Annotated in this window: 16 protein-coding genes; 7 read left to right on the forward strand and 9 right to left on the reverse strand. The window is 68.0% G+C overall.

Annotation, left to right across the window (positions count from 1 at the left end; translation table 11 throughout):
- Positions 1-12 precede the first annotated feature (12 nt).
- Genes Q7W02_06435 through Q7W02_06445 form a run of 3 tightly spaced genes read left to right on the forward strand, consistent with a single transcriptional unit; the run spans position 13 to position 2,445 of the window.
- The gene (locus Q7W02_06435; protein MDO8475824.1) at positions 13-1,614 is read left to right on the forward strand and encodes an ATP-binding protein; all 1,602 of its coding nucleotides are present in this window, start codon (positions 13-15) and stop codon (positions 1,612-1,614) included.
- Positions 1,611-1,985: a response regulator gene (locus Q7W02_06440; GenBank protein MDO8475825.1), complete on the forward strand. Its 375-nt coding sequence runs from the start codon at positions 1,611-1,613 to the stop codon at positions 1,983-1,985. The genes Q7W02_06435 and Q7W02_06440 overlap by 4 nt, the downstream gene beginning before the upstream one ends.
- A 25-nt stretch (positions 1,986-2,010) precedes the next feature.
- Complete coding sequence (locus Q7W02_06445; protein MDO8475826.1) at positions 2,011-2,445, forward strand: desulfoferrodoxin family protein; 435 nt, start codon at positions 2,011-2,013, stop codon at positions 2,443-2,445.
- Positions 2,446-2,664: 219 nt separating this feature from the next.
- On the opposite strand, the gene Q7W02_06450 is transcribed toward Q7W02_06445, so the two are convergent.
- The 6 genes from Q7W02_06450 to metH are packed head-to-tail and all read right to left on the reverse strand — an operon-like array spanning position 2,665 to position 10,098.
- Positions 2,665-3,366, reverse strand: coding sequence for a carboxypeptidase regulatory-like domain-containing protein (locus Q7W02_06450; GenBank protein ID MDO8475827.1), 702 nt, complete (start codon positions 3,364-3,366; stop codon positions 2,665-2,667).
- Between the two features lie 23 nt (positions 3,367-3,389).
- Complete coding sequence (locus tag Q7W02_06455) at positions 3,390-3,965, reverse strand: TIGR00730 family Rossman fold protein (GenBank protein MDO8475828.1); 576 nt, start codon at positions 3,963-3,965, stop codon at positions 3,390-3,392.
- A complete protein-coding gene (chrA, locus tag Q7W02_06460; protein ID MDO8475829.1) occupies positions 3,962-5,080 on the reverse strand; it encodes a chromate efflux transporter in 1,119 nt (372 codons plus the stop codon). The genes Q7W02_06455 and chrA overlap by 4 nt, the downstream gene beginning before the upstream one ends.
- Entirely contained in the window at positions 5,077-6,024 is a 948-nt protein-coding gene (queG, locus tag Q7W02_06465; protein ID MDO8475830.1) for a tRNA epoxyqueuosine(34) reductase QueG, read from the reverse strand. The genes chrA and queG overlap by 4 nt, the downstream gene beginning before the upstream one ends.
- Positions 6,021-6,650 carry a methyltransferase domain-containing protein gene (locus Q7W02_06470; protein MDO8475831.1) on the reverse strand — a complete coding sequence of 210 codons (630 nt, stop codon included), beginning with the start codon at positions 6,648-6,650 and terminating at the stop codon, positions 6,021-6,023. Before Q7W02_06470 ends, queG begins: the two co-directional genes overlap by 4 nt.
- A gap of 1 nt (position 6,651) precedes the next feature.
- Entirely contained in the window at positions 6,652-10,098 is a 3,447-nt protein-coding gene (gene metH / locus Q7W02_06475) for a methionine synthase (protein ID MDO8475832.1), read from the reverse strand.
- Positions 10,099-10,203: 105 nt separating this feature from the next.
- On the opposite strand from metH, the gene Q7W02_06480 reads away from it, so the two are divergent.
- The 3 genes from Q7W02_06480 to Q7W02_06490 all read left to right on the forward strand — a co-directional run bounded on the left by Q7W02_06480 (position 10,204) and on the right by Q7W02_06490 (position 12,975).
- Positions 10,204-10,668, forward strand: a complete 465-nt coding sequence (locus Q7W02_06480) for a hypothetical protein (GenBank protein ID MDO8475833.1) — start codon at positions 10,204-10,206, stop codon at positions 10,666-10,668.
- Between the two features lie 334 nt (positions 10,669-11,002).
- On the forward strand, positions 11,003-12,391 hold the full coding sequence (locus Q7W02_06485) for a radical SAM protein (protein MDO8475834.1): 1,389 nt from the start codon (positions 11,003-11,005) through the stop codon (positions 12,389-12,391).
- 158 nt (positions 12,392-12,549) lie between these two features.
- Positions 12,550-12,975, forward strand: a complete 426-nt coding sequence (locus Q7W02_06490; protein ID MDO8475835.1) for a transposase — start codon at positions 12,550-12,552, stop codon at positions 12,973-12,975.
- Positions 12,976-13,700: 725 nt separating this feature from the next.
- Here Q7W02_06490 and Q7W02_06495 read toward each other — a convergent pair.
- Both Q7W02_06495 and Q7W02_06500 read right to left on the reverse strand, forming a co-directional pair.
- Entirely contained in the window at positions 13,701-13,883 is a 183-nt protein-coding gene (locus Q7W02_06495; GenBank protein MDO8475836.1) for a hypothetical protein, read from the reverse strand.
- Positions 13,884-13,962: 79 nt separating this feature from the next.
- On the reverse strand, positions 13,963-14,541 hold the full coding sequence (locus Q7W02_06500) for a YceI family protein (GenBank protein ID MDO8475837.1): 579 nt from the start codon (positions 14,539-14,541) through the stop codon (positions 13,963-13,965).
- 322 nt (positions 14,542-14,863) lie between these two features.
- Here Q7W02_06500 and Q7W02_06505 point away from each other — a divergent pair, with 322 nt between their 5' ends.
- Positions 14,864-15,613, forward strand: a complete 750-nt coding sequence (locus Q7W02_06505; GenBank protein MDO8475838.1) for an SDR family NAD(P)-dependent oxidoreductase — start codon at positions 14,864-14,866, stop codon at positions 15,611-15,613.
- 846 nt (positions 15,614-16,459) lie between these two features.
- Here Q7W02_06505 and Q7W02_06510 read toward each other — a convergent pair.
- Positions 16,460-16,924 (reverse strand): hypothetical protein, encoded by a 465-nt coding sequence (locus Q7W02_06510; protein MDO8475839.1) that lies wholly within the window; start codon positions 16,922-16,924, stop codon positions 16,460-16,462.
- Positions 16,925-17,137: the final 213 nt, after the last annotated feature.

Raw genomic sequence — 17,137 nt, forward strand, 5'->3', positions numbered from 1 at the left:
GTCGCACCGGGGTTGAGTGAGCGTGCGGCTCGCCTGCTCCTCTCCCACACGCCCCTTGGCCTGCTCGTACGCGCGGTCGCGCGGCTGCGCTTGTCGGTCCATTTCAAGCTCCTGGCCGCCTTCATGCTGGTCGCGGTCCTCGTGGCGGTCATGGGCGCGATGAGCCTTGAGATCATCACCGCCATGTCGAGGCAGAGCGAGGCGATGCACCACGCCCACCACCGGGTCACCGCGTCCCGGCAGGCCCAGCACGCGCTCGCCATGCAGATGAGCTACACGGCCATGGCCCTGCTTCTCCGCGACGAGGCGACCATCGGGAGCATCCTGCGCGAGAACAACCGGCTGAACAGCGGGCTGGCCGAGATCGAGAACGCGGCGCCCCCCGAGGAGCTCGAGATCATCCAGCGCATCCGGACGGCCCAGGGCGATGTCATGGCCACGGTCGCCGACGTCGCCAACCTTGTCCGCGACGGCAAGATCGACGAGGCGATGCGCCTCCAGCTGAAAGAGGGCTATCCGCTCTTCCAGCAGGTCGAGGGCCTCGTCGAGCAGGTCGTGCGGATCGAGGAGGACAACATGGCCCGCCAGCGCGAGGCGACCGCCCGCGCGAACCATCACGCTTTCTACCTGATGGGCGGCTTCGTCCTCGCCTCGCTCCTGCTCGCGCTGCTCCTGGGCTTCGTCATCTCGTGGTCGTTCATCCTGCCGGTGCGCGCGGCCCAGGGCTTCCTCGGCCGCATCGCCAAGGGCGACTTCAGCACGACCGTCACCGTCGACAATCGGGACGAGTTCGGGGCGCTGGCGGCGCGCATGAACAACATGAGCGCCGAGCTCCACCGGCTCTACGAGGAGGAGCGCGAGGCTGCCCGCCAGCTCGAGGCCCTCAACAGCCAGCTCGCCCGGGCGAGCCAGGCCAAGTCCGAGTTCCTGGCGAACATGAGCCACGAGCTCCGCACGCCGATGAACGCCATCCTCGGCTTCACCGAGATGATCCTCGACGACATCTACGGCGACGTGCCCCCGGAGGTGCGCGGCCCCATCCAGGATGTCCGCACCTGCGGGCAGCAACTGCTCCGCCTGATCAACGACGTCCTCGACCTCTCCAAGATCGAGGCCGGCCGGATGGAGCTCTCCTTGACCGACTACTCCGTGCAGGAGGTCGTGGAGACCGCGCGGACGTCGCTCCGCTCGCTCGCCGCCGAGAAGGGTCTCGACTTCACGGCGGTGGTGCAGGCCGATATCCCGCTCGCCTACGGCGACGGCAAGCGCATCACCCAGTGCCTGACTAACCTCGTGGGCAACGCGCTCAAATTCACCAAGCAGGGCGGCGTGACGATCCGCGCCCGCCTCGACGGCGAGCGGGTGGTCTACAGCGTCACCGACACCGGCATCGGCATCCCCAGCGACCAGCTCGACCACATCTTCGGCGAGTTCCGCCAGGTGGACTCGAGCATCAGCCGGGAGTTCGGCGGCACCGGGCTGGGGTTGAGCATCACCAAGACGTTCGTCGAACTCCACGGAGGCCGCATCTGGGTCGAGAGCGAGCCGGGGCGCGGCTCGACGTTCCACTTCGCGATTCCCCTGCGGATCGCAGAAGCTACGGAGGCCGCATGAGCCAGAAGAAGATCCTGCTCGTCGAAGACAACGCGTTCAACCGGAAGATCGTCCACGACCTGCTCGCCCGCCAGCCCTACGACCTCATGGAGGCCCACGACGGCGAGGCGGGCGTCGAGGCGGCGCGCCGGGAGAAGCCGAACCTGATCATCATGGATGTCCAGTTGCCGAAGTTGTCGGGCCTCGACGCGACCCGGCAGATCCGGGCCGAGCCCGAGACCTCCAAGATTCCGATCATCATCGTCACCTCGTTCGCGCTCAGCGGCGACGACAAGAAGGCCATGGAGGCCGGCGCCTCGGCGTACCTCGCCAAGCCGTACAGCCCGCGGCAGCTGCTGGAGGCCATCCGGAAGTGGGTGGGCGACGCGTGAGCACCGACACAAGGAGGCAGGAGCCATGAGCACGACCAGCCGATGGATAGCAGTGTGGGCCGCCGTCACCGCGGCCGCCGTCCTCGCCGCCCCGCAGGCCAGGGCCGGGCAGGAGGAGCAGTTCACCCCGGAGTACAAGGCGGTGCGGAGCGCGCCCGATCCCAAGCACACGCCGAAGATCGTGGCGCCGGACACCGTAAAGCGCGGGCAGTGGTTCGACGTCACCGTCAGCGTGGGCTCGGCCAGCGACCACCCGTCGCTCGGGGAGCACTTCGTGCGCTACATCGCGCTCTACATCAACGGCTCGGAGATCTCCCGGGCGTACCTGCACCCGGTCTTCTCCTTCCCCAAGGTCACCTTCACGATCGCCCTCGACGAGGGCGGCGTGCTCAAGGCCCTCGAGGAGCCCACCCACTCGGCAGCGTGGGAATCCTCAAAGCCGATCAAGGTCACGCCCTGAGTACTGGGCCAAGTTGCGAGCTAGACGAGGCCCGAGGGAGCCAGCGGCGCGAGGCGTACGTGGCAGTTCGAGCTGAGGGGCGCAGCCCCGAGGCGAGGGCTGAGACGGTTGTACGTTGAGCGTCGCTGGCGACCGAGAACGTTGCTGTTCGAGCTGAGCGGTCATGCCGCGAGGCGAGGGCTGAGTAGATCTGGCGAAGCAAATTGGCCCAGTACTGGGCTACTTCTTCCCCATCTCCACAGTGACGCCGGTGATGTCCTTGTCGCCGACCGTCACCTCGCGGGTGACCGTGCCGAGCAGCTCCTGCCAGACCTTGAGCGTGTACTTGCCAGGCGGCACGTTGTCGAGCGCGAACTCGCCGTGGGAACCCGTCACGGCGTAGAAGGGGTGCTCCGCGACCACCACGTACGCCCGCATCCAGGTGTGAAGGTCGCAGTCGATCCTCACAGTCTCGGGCTTCTTGAACATCATCGGGATCGTCCGCCCTTTCGGCTGGGTCCGGTTGAACGTCGGGTTCTCCGTGCTGACGCTGTGAAGGTTGTGGAGGAGCCGGTCGGTGTTGAGGAACTCGACCGTACCCCCAACCGGCACGATCACGACCCTCGGCACGTAGAGACACTGCTGCTGGTCCATCTGGACGGGCTTGGACGACGGCTCCCACTTGGCCGCCGGCGGAGGCTGGATCGACACGACCGCCCAGCGGAGGCCCCGGTTCGACCCGACGATCAGCTCGTCGCTCTCATGGCTCTTGCCGCACACGTACTGGTCAATGTTGATGGGGATCTGCCTCCGATCGGGCGCGGGCCCCGCATTGAGGACGACACCGCTGATCGACGCGGCCCGGGCGGCGCCGGGGAGGAGCAGACAGCCCGTCAGTGCGATTGCGACGATCCACATCAGCCGGCCGGCGGGGCCTTTCATGAGCGATCTCCCTGTGAGAAGGACTACCGGGTCCACTTGAGCCCGTACCGGTGCGGCTCGTAGCCTTCAAGGTACCGGAGCAGCGCGTCCACGTCAGGAGCAGGATACCAGAGGTCGAGAAACTCCGGCTTGATGAAGCCCTCGTCTATCCCCCGCTGGAACTGTGACCACAGCGGGTCGAAGAAGCCGTCGAGGTCCAGCACGGCGACCGGCTTTCCGTGGTAACCCAGTTGCTTGAGAGTGAGCGCCTCCAGCACCTCCTCCATCGTGCCGAGCCCTCCGGGCAGTGCCACGAAGGCATCCCCCCGCTCGTCCATGATCGCCTTCCGGTCTCTCAACCCGTCCGTGACGACAAGCTCCCTGACCTGCGTCTCTCCCACGCCCAGGTCGAGCAGCGCGCGCGGGATGACCCCGGTGACATGGCCGCCGTGGCCGAGCACCGCGCGCGCCAGCGCGCCCATGAGCCCGACGCCCCCGCCGCCGTAGACGAGCCGCCACTTCCGCTTCGCGAGCTTCTCACCGAGCTCCTCAGCGGCGGCGAAGTATTTCGGATCCACCGCGTCGCTCGAGCCGCAGAACACCGTGACGGAGCCGATCACCCAGCCAGGCTCCAGAGCCAGCCGACCGCGCCCGCCCCCAGCACCAGCCACACCGTGTCGACCTTGAAGCGCCACAGGATACCGACCGACGCCATCCCAACGATGGCCGTGAACGGCGAGACCACCGCGCTCCGCGCCAGCGGGATCGTCGCCGCCACGATGGCGCCGACCACCGAGGCGTTCACACCGGCCAGGAAGTTCCTCATCCACGACAGGTGCTTGAAGCGGTTCATGAGCGGCACGGCGACCAGGACCACGGCGAAGGCCGGCGCGAAGACGCCGAGCGCCGCCACGATGGAGCCGAGCAGGCCTCCCGCCTGGTAGCCGACGAAGACCGAGAGGTTGACGATGGGGCCGGGCGTCATCTGACCGAGGGCCAGCCCGTCGAGGAAGACGCGGTCCGACATCCAGCCGAAGCGCTGGACGGCTTCGCCGCGCACTACCGGGATGATGACGTAGCCGCCGCCGTAGACGAGCGCGCCCATCTTGATCCAGAGCCAGGCCAGGCGCGCGTAGACCTCGGGCGCAGCCGTCATCAGCGCGGGCATGGCCCACGCCCGGGCTGTGGCGCCCCCTGCGGCGAGCCGTCGGAGGACGGCGGCCGCCGCGCCGCACAGGATCAGCGTGAGCGCCGTGTCGAAGCGGAGCCACGCCGTCAGTACGAAGCCCACCGCGTACAGCAGCGCCATATCCACCCGCGCCACCGCGGAGCGCCCGAGACGCCAGGCCGAGAAGAGGATGACCGCGACGACGGCGGGCGCGATGCCGGCGAAGACCGGGCCAAGCGCCGGCAGAGCACCCCAGCGCTCGTAGAGGAGCGTGAAGGCCAGCATCACGCAGAAGCCGGGCAAGATGAAGGCCGCGCCGCCGATGAGCGCCCCGGGCAGCCCGCCGCGGGCATGGCAGATCAGCACGCCCAGTTGGGTCGAGGCCGGACCAGGCAGCATCTGGCACAGCGCCAGCCCGTCGAGAAACTCCTGCTTGGAGAGCCAGCGCCGGCGCTCGACCACCTCGGTTTCCATGATGGCGATGTGGACGAGCGGCCCGCCGAAGCCGGCGAAGCCCAAGCGCAGGAAGAGACGGACCAGGGCGCCGAGGGAGCGCGAGCCGCTCACGCGGAAGGGCCGCCGGCCCGCGCGGCATTGTCGCGGGCTATCGCGGCATTGCGGCGGAGCCCCGCGGGCTTGGAGCGCAGCAGCGCCGTGCCGGCAAAGCGCGCGCGGAGCTCCTCGTCGCTCATGACGGCGATGCGCTCGGCGCCCGGATACGGCACCGACGGCAGGAAGGCGCCCTCGCGAGTCACGGGCGACTTCCGGTTCCACGGGCAGACGTCCTGGCAGACGTCGCAGCCGAACTCCCACGAGCCGATGTCGGCGTGGACTCCGGAGTCGAGGGCGCCGCGGTGCTCGATCGTGAGATACGAAATGCAGCGCCGCGCATCGAGGACATACGGCGCGACGAACGCCCCAGTCGGGCAGGCGTCGAGGCAGGCGCGGCAGGTGCCGCACCGGTCTGGCAGCGGCTCGTCGAAGTCGAGCGCGGCCGTCGTCAGCAGCACGCCGATCAGGAACCATGAGCCCAGGTCCTGGTGGAGCAGCATGGTATTCTTGCCGACCCAGCCCAGCCCCGCCCGCGCGGCGAGATCACGCTCGAGGACGGGGCCCGTGTCGACGTATCCCTTACTGACGGCGCCGCAGGCCTCCGCCAGGTGCGCGCCGAGCGCGGCAAGCCGGGGCGTCATCACGTCGTGGTAGTCGCGCCCCCACGCGTAGCGCGCCACGGGCGTCCACGACGGATCGGGCGCGGGCTCGCCCTGGTAGTAGTTGAGCGCCACGCAGACGACCGAGCGGGCGCCGGGCAGGACGCGCGCGGGCTCCAGGCGCTCGCCCAGGCGGCGCTCGAGGTAGCCCATCGTGCCGGCATAGCCGGCCTCGAGCCAGCGCCGAAGCGCGTCGCCGTGCTCCGGCGCCGAGACAGGCCCTATCGCGACGCGATCGAAGCCCAGATCGAGCGCGCGCGTCCTCACCAGCTCGGTCAGCGTGACGGCAGCGAGCGTCACGACCTGCGGGCCTTGACGATCAGATGCGCGCGCGTCAGGGTGCGGCCGCCCTCTTCGAGGAACGCGACGTAGCGGAACCAGCGCCCGTCCACCCGCCACTTGTCCTCGAGCCCGACGGCCGCGGCGAGCCCTTCCTCGACCGAGGCTAAGCGCGTCACCTCGCGCTCGACTTCGATCACCTCCGGGGCGAAACCGTGGAAGCGGAGCGCCCGCTCGATCCGCGCCTCGTCATAGGCGAAGCGCGAGACCTTGCCGGTTTCCTTCCACTGCTCGACGTGGAACGCCACCATCGCGAGGCACTGCCCCGGCGCCAGCGCCCGACCCGCGCGCTCGATGATGGCGTCGGAAGCGCAGAGATACGCCGTCACCAGGTCGGGCTGCCAGCGGTCGTACTCCTCCCGCTCGACGTCCGCCTCGTGGAACTCGACATTGGACAGGCGCGCGGCCCCGGCAAGCCGCCGGGCGTCCCGGATCGCGGCGGGGTCGCGGTCGAGGCCGCTTACGTGCTTGACTCGGGGGGCGAGCCACAGCGTGAGGCTCCCGGCCCCGCAGCCGACATCGAGCACGCGATGTGCCTCGAGCCCCTCGGCGGCGAGCACCGCCAAGAACCGCGGCGAGAGGGACACGCTACTCCGCCTTGAAGTACTTGGCTTCCGGGTGGTGGAAGACGAGCGCCGAGACGGACGCTTCCGGGTCCATCATGAAACCCTCCGTCAGGGCGAGCCCGATCTGCGCCGGCTCCAGCAGGTCGAAGAGGATGCGCTGGTCCGCGAGGTTCGGGCAGGCCGGGTAGCCGAAGGAGACGCGAAGACCGCGGTAGTGCGCCTTGAGCTTGTCCTCGAGCGCCATGCCGGGCGGATCGGGGAAGCCCCACTGCGTGCGCAGGCGCGCGTGGAGCATCTCCGCCAGCGCCTCGGCGAGCTCGATGGCGAGTGCCTGGATGGCGTGGGAGCGCAGGTACTCTCCCTCCTCCTTCCAGCGCTCGGCGAGCTGCCTCACCCCTGCTCCGCACGTCACCGTGAAGAGCGCGACGTAGTCCGGCTCGCCCGAGGCGGCGTCGCGCACGTAGTCGGAGAGGCACAGCCGGTCGCCCCCGCGCTGGCGCGGGAAGTGGAAGCGCGCGGCCTCCCACCCGTCGCGGTAGAGCATGAGGTCGTCGCCCGCAGAGCGCGCCTCGAAGAACCGGTAGAGCGCGTTGGCCTCGATCCATCCGTGCGCGGCGGCCTCGCGCTCGAGCCTCTCGATCACCGCGTTGATCTCGACGGTCGTGGGATCGCCCGCCGCCAGCAGGCGCGCCACGGACCCCTTCACGCCCAGGTGCTTGCCCAGCAGCATCTGGAGGTTGAGGTACGGGTAGAGGTGGGCGAGAGGCACGCGCCGCAGCACGTGGAGATCGAGGTCGGGCGGCTTCGGCACCGGAACCGTTCGCGACACGGCCGAGCGCGTCGCCACGGGCGCCGCCTGCGCGGGCGCCGCCTCCGCCGCCGCCGCCACGCCCGCGCGCAGCGCTTCCTGCTCAGCCCGCAGCCGCTCGAGAGCCGCCTCGCGGGTGGTCGCGCCGAAGAGCCGGTTGGCGAGGTCGAGACCGTCCATGGCGTCCTTGGCGTAGAGGGTCGGCCCGCCGTACTCGACCGCAATCCGCGTGGCGGTGAACCTGCGCGTCAGCGCCGCGCCGCCGACGAAGAGGGGGATCTCGATCCCCGCCGCGCGAAGGTCCTGCGCGGTCGTCACCATCTGCTGGGCGGACTTGACGAGCAGCCCCGACAGCCCGATGGCGTCCGGCTTGTGCTGGTGGTAGGCCGCGATCAGCTCCTCGGGCGGAATCTTGATGCCGAGGTTGATGATGCGGTAGCCGTTGTTCTTCAGCACGATCTCGACCAGGTTCTTGCCGATGTCGTGGACGTCGCCCTTGACCGTCGCCAGCACGAGCGTCGCGCGCGTCGCGCTCTCGTCTTTCTCCATGAAGCCCTCGAGGTAGGCGACGGCCGCCTTCATGGCCTCGGCCGACTGGAGCACCTCGGCCACGATCAGCTGGTTGTCGTTGAAGAGCCGGCCCACTTCCTCCATGCCCTTCATGAGAGGCCCGTTGACGATCGCGAGCGCGCCGGCCTCCTTGAGCTTCAGGGCCAGATCCTCGAGGAGCCCCTCCTTGGAGCCTTCCACGATGTAGCGCCCCAGCCGCTCGTCGAGAGGCAGCGCGACCGCCGATTTCGCCTCCTTCTTCCTCCCGCGGAAATGGGCGGCGAAGGCCGCGACGGGGTCCGTGCCGCGCCAGTAGATCAGGTCTTCCGCCAGCGTGCGCTCTTCCTCGGGGATGGAGGGGTAGCGCTCGAGCCGCTCGCTGTTGACGATGGCGTAGTCGAGCCCTGCCTTGGTGCAGTGGTAGAGGAAGACGGCGTTCAGCACCTCGCGCCCCGCCGGCGGGAGGCCGAAGGAGACGTTCGAGATGCCGAGGATCGTCTTGCACGCGGGGAAGCGCGCCTTGATGGCACGGATGCCCTCGATCGTCTCGACGGCGGAGCCGATGTAGTTCGCGTCACCCGTGCCGACGGGGAACACCAGCGCGTCGAAGATGAGGTCGCGCTCGGCCAGCCCGTACTGCTCCGTCAGGAGCGCGTGGGAGCGCTCGGCGACCGCCAGCTTCCGGGCGCGCGTGACGGCCATGCCCTGCTGCTTGTCCTCGTCGATGCAGCCGACCACCACGGCGCCGCCATATGTCTTAAGGAGCGGCACGACCCGGTCGAAGCGCTCGAGACCATCCTCGAGGTTGATCGAGTTGACGATGGCCTTGCCCTGGCAGGCCTTGAGGGCGCTTTCGATGACGGCCGCGTCGGTGGAGTCGATCATGAGCGGGACCTTGACCATGCGCGTCACGCGGGCCATGAAGCGGTCCACGTCGGCCAGCTCGTCGCGATCCGGGTTGGCCAGGCAGACGTCGACCACCTGCGCCCCGCCCTTGACCTGGGCTCGGCCGACCTCGGCCGCCTCCTCGAACTTGTCCGCGACGATCAGCTCCTTGAACTTCCGCGAGCCGATGACATTGGTCCGCTCGCCCACCAACAGAGGGCGGTTGTCGTCGGCTGGGTAGACCGCCTCGATGCCGCTGACCGCGGCGGCGCGCATCGCCGCCGGGCGCCGTGGCGGGCGCCCATCGGCGATGCGCGCCAGCGCCGCGATATGCGCCGGGGTCGTCCCGCAGCAGCCGCCGATCGCGTTGACCCAGCCCTCCTCGACGAAGCGCCGCATCTTGAGTGCCAGGCTCTCGGGCGTCTCCTCGTAGTGGCCGCGCTCGTCCGGCAGCCCCGCGTTGGGATACGCGGTGACGAAGCACGTCGCCATCTCGGCGAGCGAGCGCAGGTGGTCCGTCATGAACTCGGGCCCCGTCGCGCAGTTGAGCCCGATCGAGAAGAGGCCCAGGTGCTCGAGGGAGGCGTAAAGCGCGTCCACCCCCTGCCCCGCCAGCATCGTGCCCATGGGCTCGATGGTGCCGCTGACCATGAGGGGCAGCGTGCGCCCCGCCTCGGCCATGGCGCGCTTCACGCCGATGGCGGCCGCCTTGACGTTCAGCGTGTCCTGGCAAGTCTCGAGGAGGAGCGCGTCCACACCGCCTTCGATCAGCGCCCGCGCCTGGCGGTAGTAGGCGTCGAGTACTTCGTCGAAGGTCACGCCGCCCGTCACGGTGATGGTGCGGGTCCCCGGACCCATGGCGCCGAGGACAAAGCGCGGTCGCTCGTGGGTAGTCCGGCTGTCGGCGGCCTCTCTCGCTAGCCGTGCCCCCGCCAGCGTGATCTCGTGACAGCGCTCGGCCAGCCCATATTCGGCGAGCACATAGGGGGCACAGCCGAAGGAATTGGGCGAGATGAGATCGGCGCCGGCGTCGAGGTAGGCCTCGTGGATCGCGCGGATGACATCGGGGCGCGTGAGGTTGAGGTGCTCGTTGCACCCTTCGAGCTGCGCCCCGCCGAAGTCCTGGGCGGAGAGATCCCGCGCCTGGATCATGGTGCCCATGGCGCCGTCCATGAGCAGGATGCGGCGCTCGAAAGCCTGGGCGAGCTTCGATCCGGCGCCGCTCATGCGCTCATTCTAGCGCAGGGACGCCGAAAGCCGCAGGGGCGCGGAGAGCTCTCAGCCTGTCACGGCGCCCTCGGAGGCGTTCCAGGCTGTATCGTTTTTGGGGCATTGGCGCGCTTCGCCGGCGGGGTTACGGCTGCGGCCGACCGGGCCGACGGCGCCGGCCTGCCCGAGTTCATCGCGCGGGAGTTTCGCGAGTTCCTGACCTGCGGGGTGCTGGCCCCGCACGCGCACTGGCGGCCGGAGGTCGTCGCCTATCGCCGTGTGGAGAGTGATGAGGCAACAGGTCCGAGCGCGGCAGCGGGGAGGGCCGGGCCGGGACGCTGGGGCGGCAAGCGGCCCCGCTACTGGACATGGGCCGCGCTGATGCGCCGGGCCTTCGACTTGGACGTCCTGCGCTGCCCGCGCTGCGCCGGGGGGATGCAGCTCATTGCCACGATCGACGATCCGGCCTTCATCCAGCTGATCCTCGCCCATCTCGAACTCCCGGGTGCGCGAGACGGCCCACCGCCCCCGGCCGCCGTGTCTGCGGCGCGAGCTGAGCAGCGGGCACTCCCCTACGTGACGAGGTAGGCCGTGCCACGGGCCCGAGCAGCCGCGGATCTCTGCCCTGCGGCTGCCTGGGGCCCAGGTGGAGAACTCCCGCCCCCTGCGTCGAGGCTCCGGTTTGACCTTCCCGGCGCGCTCTCGCAGCATCGGCGGGACATGGGGGGTATTTATCCGCGTTGTGCCAAGGCGATGACTGAGAATAGGCTTTATGTCATCGACGCTCCGCGCCGGGCTTTCTCGCTCGGGCGCGGTCCATTTGGTATAATCACCTCGGCTTCACGAGCGGATGTGAGCCGCTGCTCCTGAGCATTCCCCTGCGACTCCAATTCGATAGGCTTAGACTAAAACAATGTGCCCGATGCGGCTGTATCTCATCAACCCCGTCAATCCCTTGGCGCTGTCTGAAGTGAGGCAGAGGTGGTTCAAGCGATTTCGCATCTGGAAGCCGCTGGGCCTACTGACGGTGGCAACGCTGACACCGGCCGACTGGCAGATCACCGTCTTCGATGAAAACCAGGGGATCAGGGACTATGCCGCAATGCCGCGGCCGGACCTAGTGGGCATCACCGCATGCACCTCGCAGGCCAGCCGGGCGTATGAGTTGGCGCGGCAGTTTCGCGCGATGGGAGTGCGCGTGGTGATGGGCGGCATCCACGCGAGCATGCGCCCCCAGGAGGCGATGAAACACGTGGATTGCGTGGTGGCCGGCGAGGCCGAGGGAGTCTGGGCGCAGGTGTTGGCAGATGCGCGCCGCGGCGATCTCAAGAGCCTCTACGAGGCAGAGCCTGTCGGATTGGAGGCTGTTCCTCCCGCACGGCACGATCTGCTGCCCAGGGGCTATGCCTTCGGGGCGATCCAGACGACACGCGGGTGCCCGCTGAATTGCAGCTTCTGCAGCGTCACGGTGTTCAACGGGGCGCGATACCGCAACCGGCCTATCAGCAATGTGATCGAGGAAATGCGTTCGATTCGTGAGAAGTACGTGCTGGTGGTGGACGACAACCTCATCGGCACCAGCGCCGCCCACATCGTGCGCGCCAAGGAACTGTTCCGGGCGATGATCCAGGCGAAGCTGCACAAGAGATGGATCGCGCAGGTAACGATCAACATGGGCGGTGATGAGGAATTGCTGAGCCTGGCAGCCAAGGCCGGGTGCATCGGGGTATTCATTGGCTTTGAGTCGCCGACGGTGGAGGGGCTGGCGGAGCTGGGAAAGAAATACAACATCGTCAAAGGACGGGACATGCGAGCCTCCGTGCAGCGCATCCAACGGCATGGAATCCTCGTGGCGGGCTCGTTCATCATCGGCCTGGACAGTGACGAGTGCGGCATCGGTCGGCGGATCGCCGACGCGGCCAGTGGCTATGGCGTGGACATCCTCACTGCCCTGTTTCTCACGCCGTTGCCGGGTACGCGAGTGTGGGACAAGATGCAAACCGAAGGCCGGATCAGCACCAATGCCTTTCCGCAGGATTGGCAGTATTACACGCTGACGTTTCCGGTGGCGGACTACAAGCAACTCTCGCGGGAGCAGATCGTCCGGGAGATGGACTGCTGCGACCGAAGGTTCTACTCGCCCGGGCGGATCGGGCGGCGGCTGTGGGCCAGCTTCTGGCGCGGGCGACACCCGGTCGTGTCGCTGGTGAGCAATCTCTCCTATCGCCGGAGCCTGCGGGCCAATCACAGGGCCTATCACCAGTTCACCCTGGCGCAGGAGCAAGATCGTCATCGCGTGGCTATGCACTGACGTGCACGGCGTCGCGACAGCGCTCACCGCCGGCTAGGGCTGCGCACCGCCATTGCCCCGCCAGTTTTTCGTGACCTGCCCCCAGGTGAGGCATCAGCTTCGTGAAGTGAGGTGCCGAAATGAAAGAACGTGGTTAGACCCGTATAAGTCGCCTTCTGGTGCCGAAGGCCCGGCAGGCCTACGTCCGGGCCGCCCTGCGCCGGGCGTATCAGGCGGCCGGCGCGGCGGCGGCACGCCGGCAGCTGACGGCGCTCGCGACCTGGCTGGAGCGCAACGGCCACGCCGACGCCGCGGCGCGTGTGCGCGAAGGGCTGGAGGACACGCTCACGGTGCTGAAGCTGGGGCTGCCGCCGACGCGGCGCCGCTTCTTCGCCACGACGAACTGCATCGAGAATCTCATCGGGACGCTGCGCCACGTCACGCGGAACATCACGCGCTGGCGCGACGGTGACATGCGACGGCGGTGGCTCGGGCTCGGCCTGCTGCGCGCCGCCGAGCGCTTCCGGCGCATCAAGCGGCATCACGAGCTCGGCGCGCTCGTGACCGCGCTCGAGGCCGCCACGGCCGCGGCACGTGCCGCATGAGTCATCGTGGTCGCCGTCGGCCAGGACGCGAGGGCCACAATCGGCTCAGGATCGATCTTCCCGCGGGGGCCGCGATGTCGGTATCCCCCGCACTGCGGTGACCTGAGGGTATGATGCCCTGCCGCCGCGCTCAGCCAAGTTCAACAGCGAGCGGGACAACTCCTACATCGCACCCCACGCGACCACAGCCTTGATGCGCTTGTCGACCGCTGCAACCTTCGGCGCATAGAAGCCGCCCATACTCCTCCCGAGAATCCCCACCGGTTTATATCTATCTCCGGTCGCCTTTCCAAGTAGTCGACGACTGCATAGATCGATCGGTCGAAGTCGGAGCGCCAGAGCATCTTATCCGGGATTTCCGATATGGACCTATTTTCTCCTCCCTCTGACGCTGCTGAGTGAGCCGCGCGCCCTCCAACCAAGCATGTCGCCCAGTCAGAATAGATGACCGGGGGGTTCTCGAGCTTCCTGCCCTGCTGACCCCGCGTGCTCCGGGGCGCGCCACCTGTGCCCACCCCACCGCAGAGACACCCCCGCCGGGATCGATCCGCTCCTCGTCTCACTCCCTCTGTGTCCCGTCCGCTCGATCAGGTCGGATGCCACGTGAGTCGCTCGATGCGCCCGAGGATCTGCCCTAAGAGGCGCCGTGTCAAATGGCTTTGGGCCAGCTGGAGGGTCAAGGACCGCGCGCGCCGGATGAGGCGCCCGCCAGTCTTGAAGAGCCGCTACTGGAGGCTCGTGAGGGACCAGTTCTGGATGGAGACGGGCAGGACGAGCCGACGCAGCAGATTGCCGAGGTTGTAGGCGATAACCCCGAGCAGCAGGCGGACCTCGTTGGCCCGAAGACCAGTATCGGAGGCTCGGATGGACCTCACGACGTTGTCGGTGACCGAAATGGCAGCGCTCATCCGGGCGTGCGCCGCGCAGGCCCAGCTCCGGGGACAGCGGACATGATCAACCCCGGTTCTTTGGGCGTCTGAGCTAGCCTCAGGACGCCCGGGCGCGGAACGTGAAGGTCACGTGGACGGCGTTGCCGATGGGGTTCAAGAACGACGAGTAGTTGATGCCGTAGTCGCGGCGGTTGAGCTGGAACTCACCGGTGGCCACCAGCGCGCTCTCGGAGAACCGGACGTCCACCGGCACCACGATCTCCCGCGTCACCCCGTGCAGCGTGAGCTGGCCGGTCACCGTGGCTCGGCGCCCCATCACCTCCACCCGCTGGCTCTCGAAGGTCATCGTGGGGAAGCGCGCCACGTCGAGAAAATCCGCACTGCGCAGATGCTTGTCCCGCATGCCGATGCCCGTGTCGATGGAGGCGGACTCGATCGTCAGAGTGATCATGGCCGTCGCGGGGTCCTTGGGATCCAGCGTCACCTCGCCCGTCAAGCGCGAGAACTTCCCGTCCGCATCCATCAGCCGCGACGTCGCCTTGAAGCCCACGTCGCTGGCCTCGGGCTGGATGCGGAAGCGCGCGGGCTCGGCCTCGGCGGCGCCGGCTGCCAGAAGGACTCCCGCCACGGCGGCAAGCGACATCGTTTTGAAGACGGCGGACGCCCTGACACACATGCATCCAGCTTACATTGTTTCCATGGGAGGCACCGGTTTTTGCGCCCGGGACGGCCATTCAGCGAGAAATGCCCGGCGGTGAGCGCGACGGCGGCATGACGGCGCGCCGCATCGCTCCGCCCATCGGCGCTTCCTCCCCGGGAGTGATCGAGTGCGATGCTGGTGCACCAGCCGCTATGTTCGTCCAGCCGGACTGAATCCGGCCCCCGAAAAACGAGACCGGTGCCCGCGGCGACGCCAGGAATGATGTAGGATCGGTGGCGCAAGCGCCGACCCTGACGGCGCCCAGATGCGAGAAGACGAGGTTGCGGGAGGAGAACACATGCGGCTCTCAGGCACGGTGGCGCTCGTCACGGGCGCCCAGCAGGGTATCGGTCGCGCGATTGCCGTCGCGCTGGCGCGCGAGGGCGCCGATGTCGGCATCAACTTCTTGGACGACCCGGCGGGAGCCGAAGGCGTGGCCGGCGAGGTCCGCGGTCTCGGCCGTCGCGCGGTCGTCGTCCGGGCCGACGTCGCGCACGTTGCGGAGGTTGAGGCCATGGTGATCACGGTCGTCGGCGCTCTGGGCCCGCCGGACATCCTCGTCAACAATGCCGGCGTCTTCCCCCGCGTACGCTTTCTCGAGATGACGGAGCGCGACTGGGACCAGGTCCTCAGCGTCAACCTGAAGGGCAGCTTTCTCTGCGCCCAGGCAGTCGCGCGGGCCATGATCGCCGCCGACCGCCCGGGCGCCATCGTCAATATCTCCTCGTCCGCGATCCGCGGCGACCCCCTCGGGGTGCATTACTCTGCCAGCAAGGCCGGCGTGGTCGGTCTCACACGGGCGATGGCACTGGCACTGGCGCCCCATCGGATCCGGGTCAATGCCATTGCCCCTGGGCTGACCGACACCCGGCAGCCGCGCTACGGCAACACGGAGGAGCAGCTCGCCGTCCGCGCTCGCGAGATCCCTCTCGGCCGGATGGCGCAGCCGGAGGAGATCGCCAGCGTCGCGGTGTTTCTCGCGACGACCGAGGCGTGCTGGATCACCGGCGAGATGATCCACATCAACGGCGGTGCGTACATGGCGTAGACCCTGCGAAGGCGGGAGCGGTATCCCTGTCACCGTGGAGCGGGGAGGCCGCTGGGGAACCTGGTGAAAGAATGGTGGGCAGGGACGGGATTGAACCGCCGACACCAGGGTTTTCAGACCCGTTCGTGCGCATAGGACGGACAAACGCTGTTCCCTCGGCTCCCTCGCCGCGCGATGCGGGTGATCCCGGAGATGAGTTCTTCCTCATCCTCGACGGAACTGTGAGCGTCGACGTGTCGGTAGGACGGCCAGTGCTCCTGCGGCCCGGGGAGTTCTTCGGCGAGATGAGTTTGCTGGATGGAGAGCCCCGCTCGGCCACAGTCGTCACGGATACACCGGTCCGCCTCCTTGGGGTCAACCGCGGGAACTTCTCGGTCCTTCGCAGGGAAGTGCCGGAACTAACCCAGATCTTGTTGGTCACCCTCTCGCGGCGCGTGCGGCAAGCCGACGCGCGTGCGGACCGTATGGGCGGCGCGTCAGTCAGGTTATGAGGGGTGGCTCCCTACGTACGCAGCAGAGCAAGCACCCATGTGATCTATCGGCGACTATCGTAGTCAGCCTTGCCCCCAGGTGCGGCTGGAGACTTCTTGGATCGCCGCCCTAGCGCACGGCAGCGCCGATAGAGCTAGGCCGCGACTTAGCGACCGCCACAAATCCCGCGCTCACGGAATCGAGAAACCCCAGAGTCCCACGTGGTTGAAACACTTCGTACGCTCACCGCAGCAGCGACTCATTCTCCTCGACTCAGGTCTCGCCGAGCTGCGCGTGTTGCGCTGGAGACGACGGCGCCGCGCGTAAACAGCTAGCGAAGGGCTGTGCGAACCTTGAGGCCTGCCGTCGCGGCGGTCACTGCTGGTAGCCGTACAGCCGCCAGACTCCCTGCTCGCGCCGAGCCACCTCTGGCTCGTGCTTCCAAGACAGGACGGGCATCCACGTGCCAAGCCCAAGTAGCCGTCCCGAGACTTCACCCGTGGAGTAGACCCACGCTTGTTCTCCCGCTGTCCGCACTTCGTCAATATGCACCTGCGCCCGGACCGTGTCGTAGAGCGCAAACATCACGCGAAGCTGCTCACCAATGGCCGCTTTCGTGAGGGAGTCAGTTCGATACTGATTAGAGATGTGGCTCAGCACGCCTGCCCGGTCCATGGCTTGGAAGCGTTCAATCGCGACCGTAAGTGCCTGCTGAAGTTCAAGGACTACGTTGCGCGAAGCGGGACCTCCAGGTAGAGCCTTTCCAGGATCCTGCGCCTCGGCGGCGAGCGGCGCGGCGAGGAGGCCGGTCAGAGCGATGATGAAGGCGCGACGGTCCATCACTGGATCACCTCATCCGCCCGGAGCAGCAGCGATTGCGGAATGGTTAGGCCCAGGGCCTTAGCGGTCTTGAGTAGGGTCGAGGACTGGCGCAAAGCTCCGTAGGCTCCCCTTGGCTGTGTCCGCCGTTTCCAGCTTCGTGCCCGTGTAGGTTCGCCGTAAGCCGTTTCCAGCCCCCGCCACCTCAAACCCGGCGTGCCGATTTCCGGCACC

It is taken from the genome of Candidatus Rokuibacteriota bacterium (assembly GCA_030647435.1).
Lineage (GTDB): Bacteria > Methylomirabilota > Methylomirabilia > Rokubacteriales > CSP1-6 > AR37.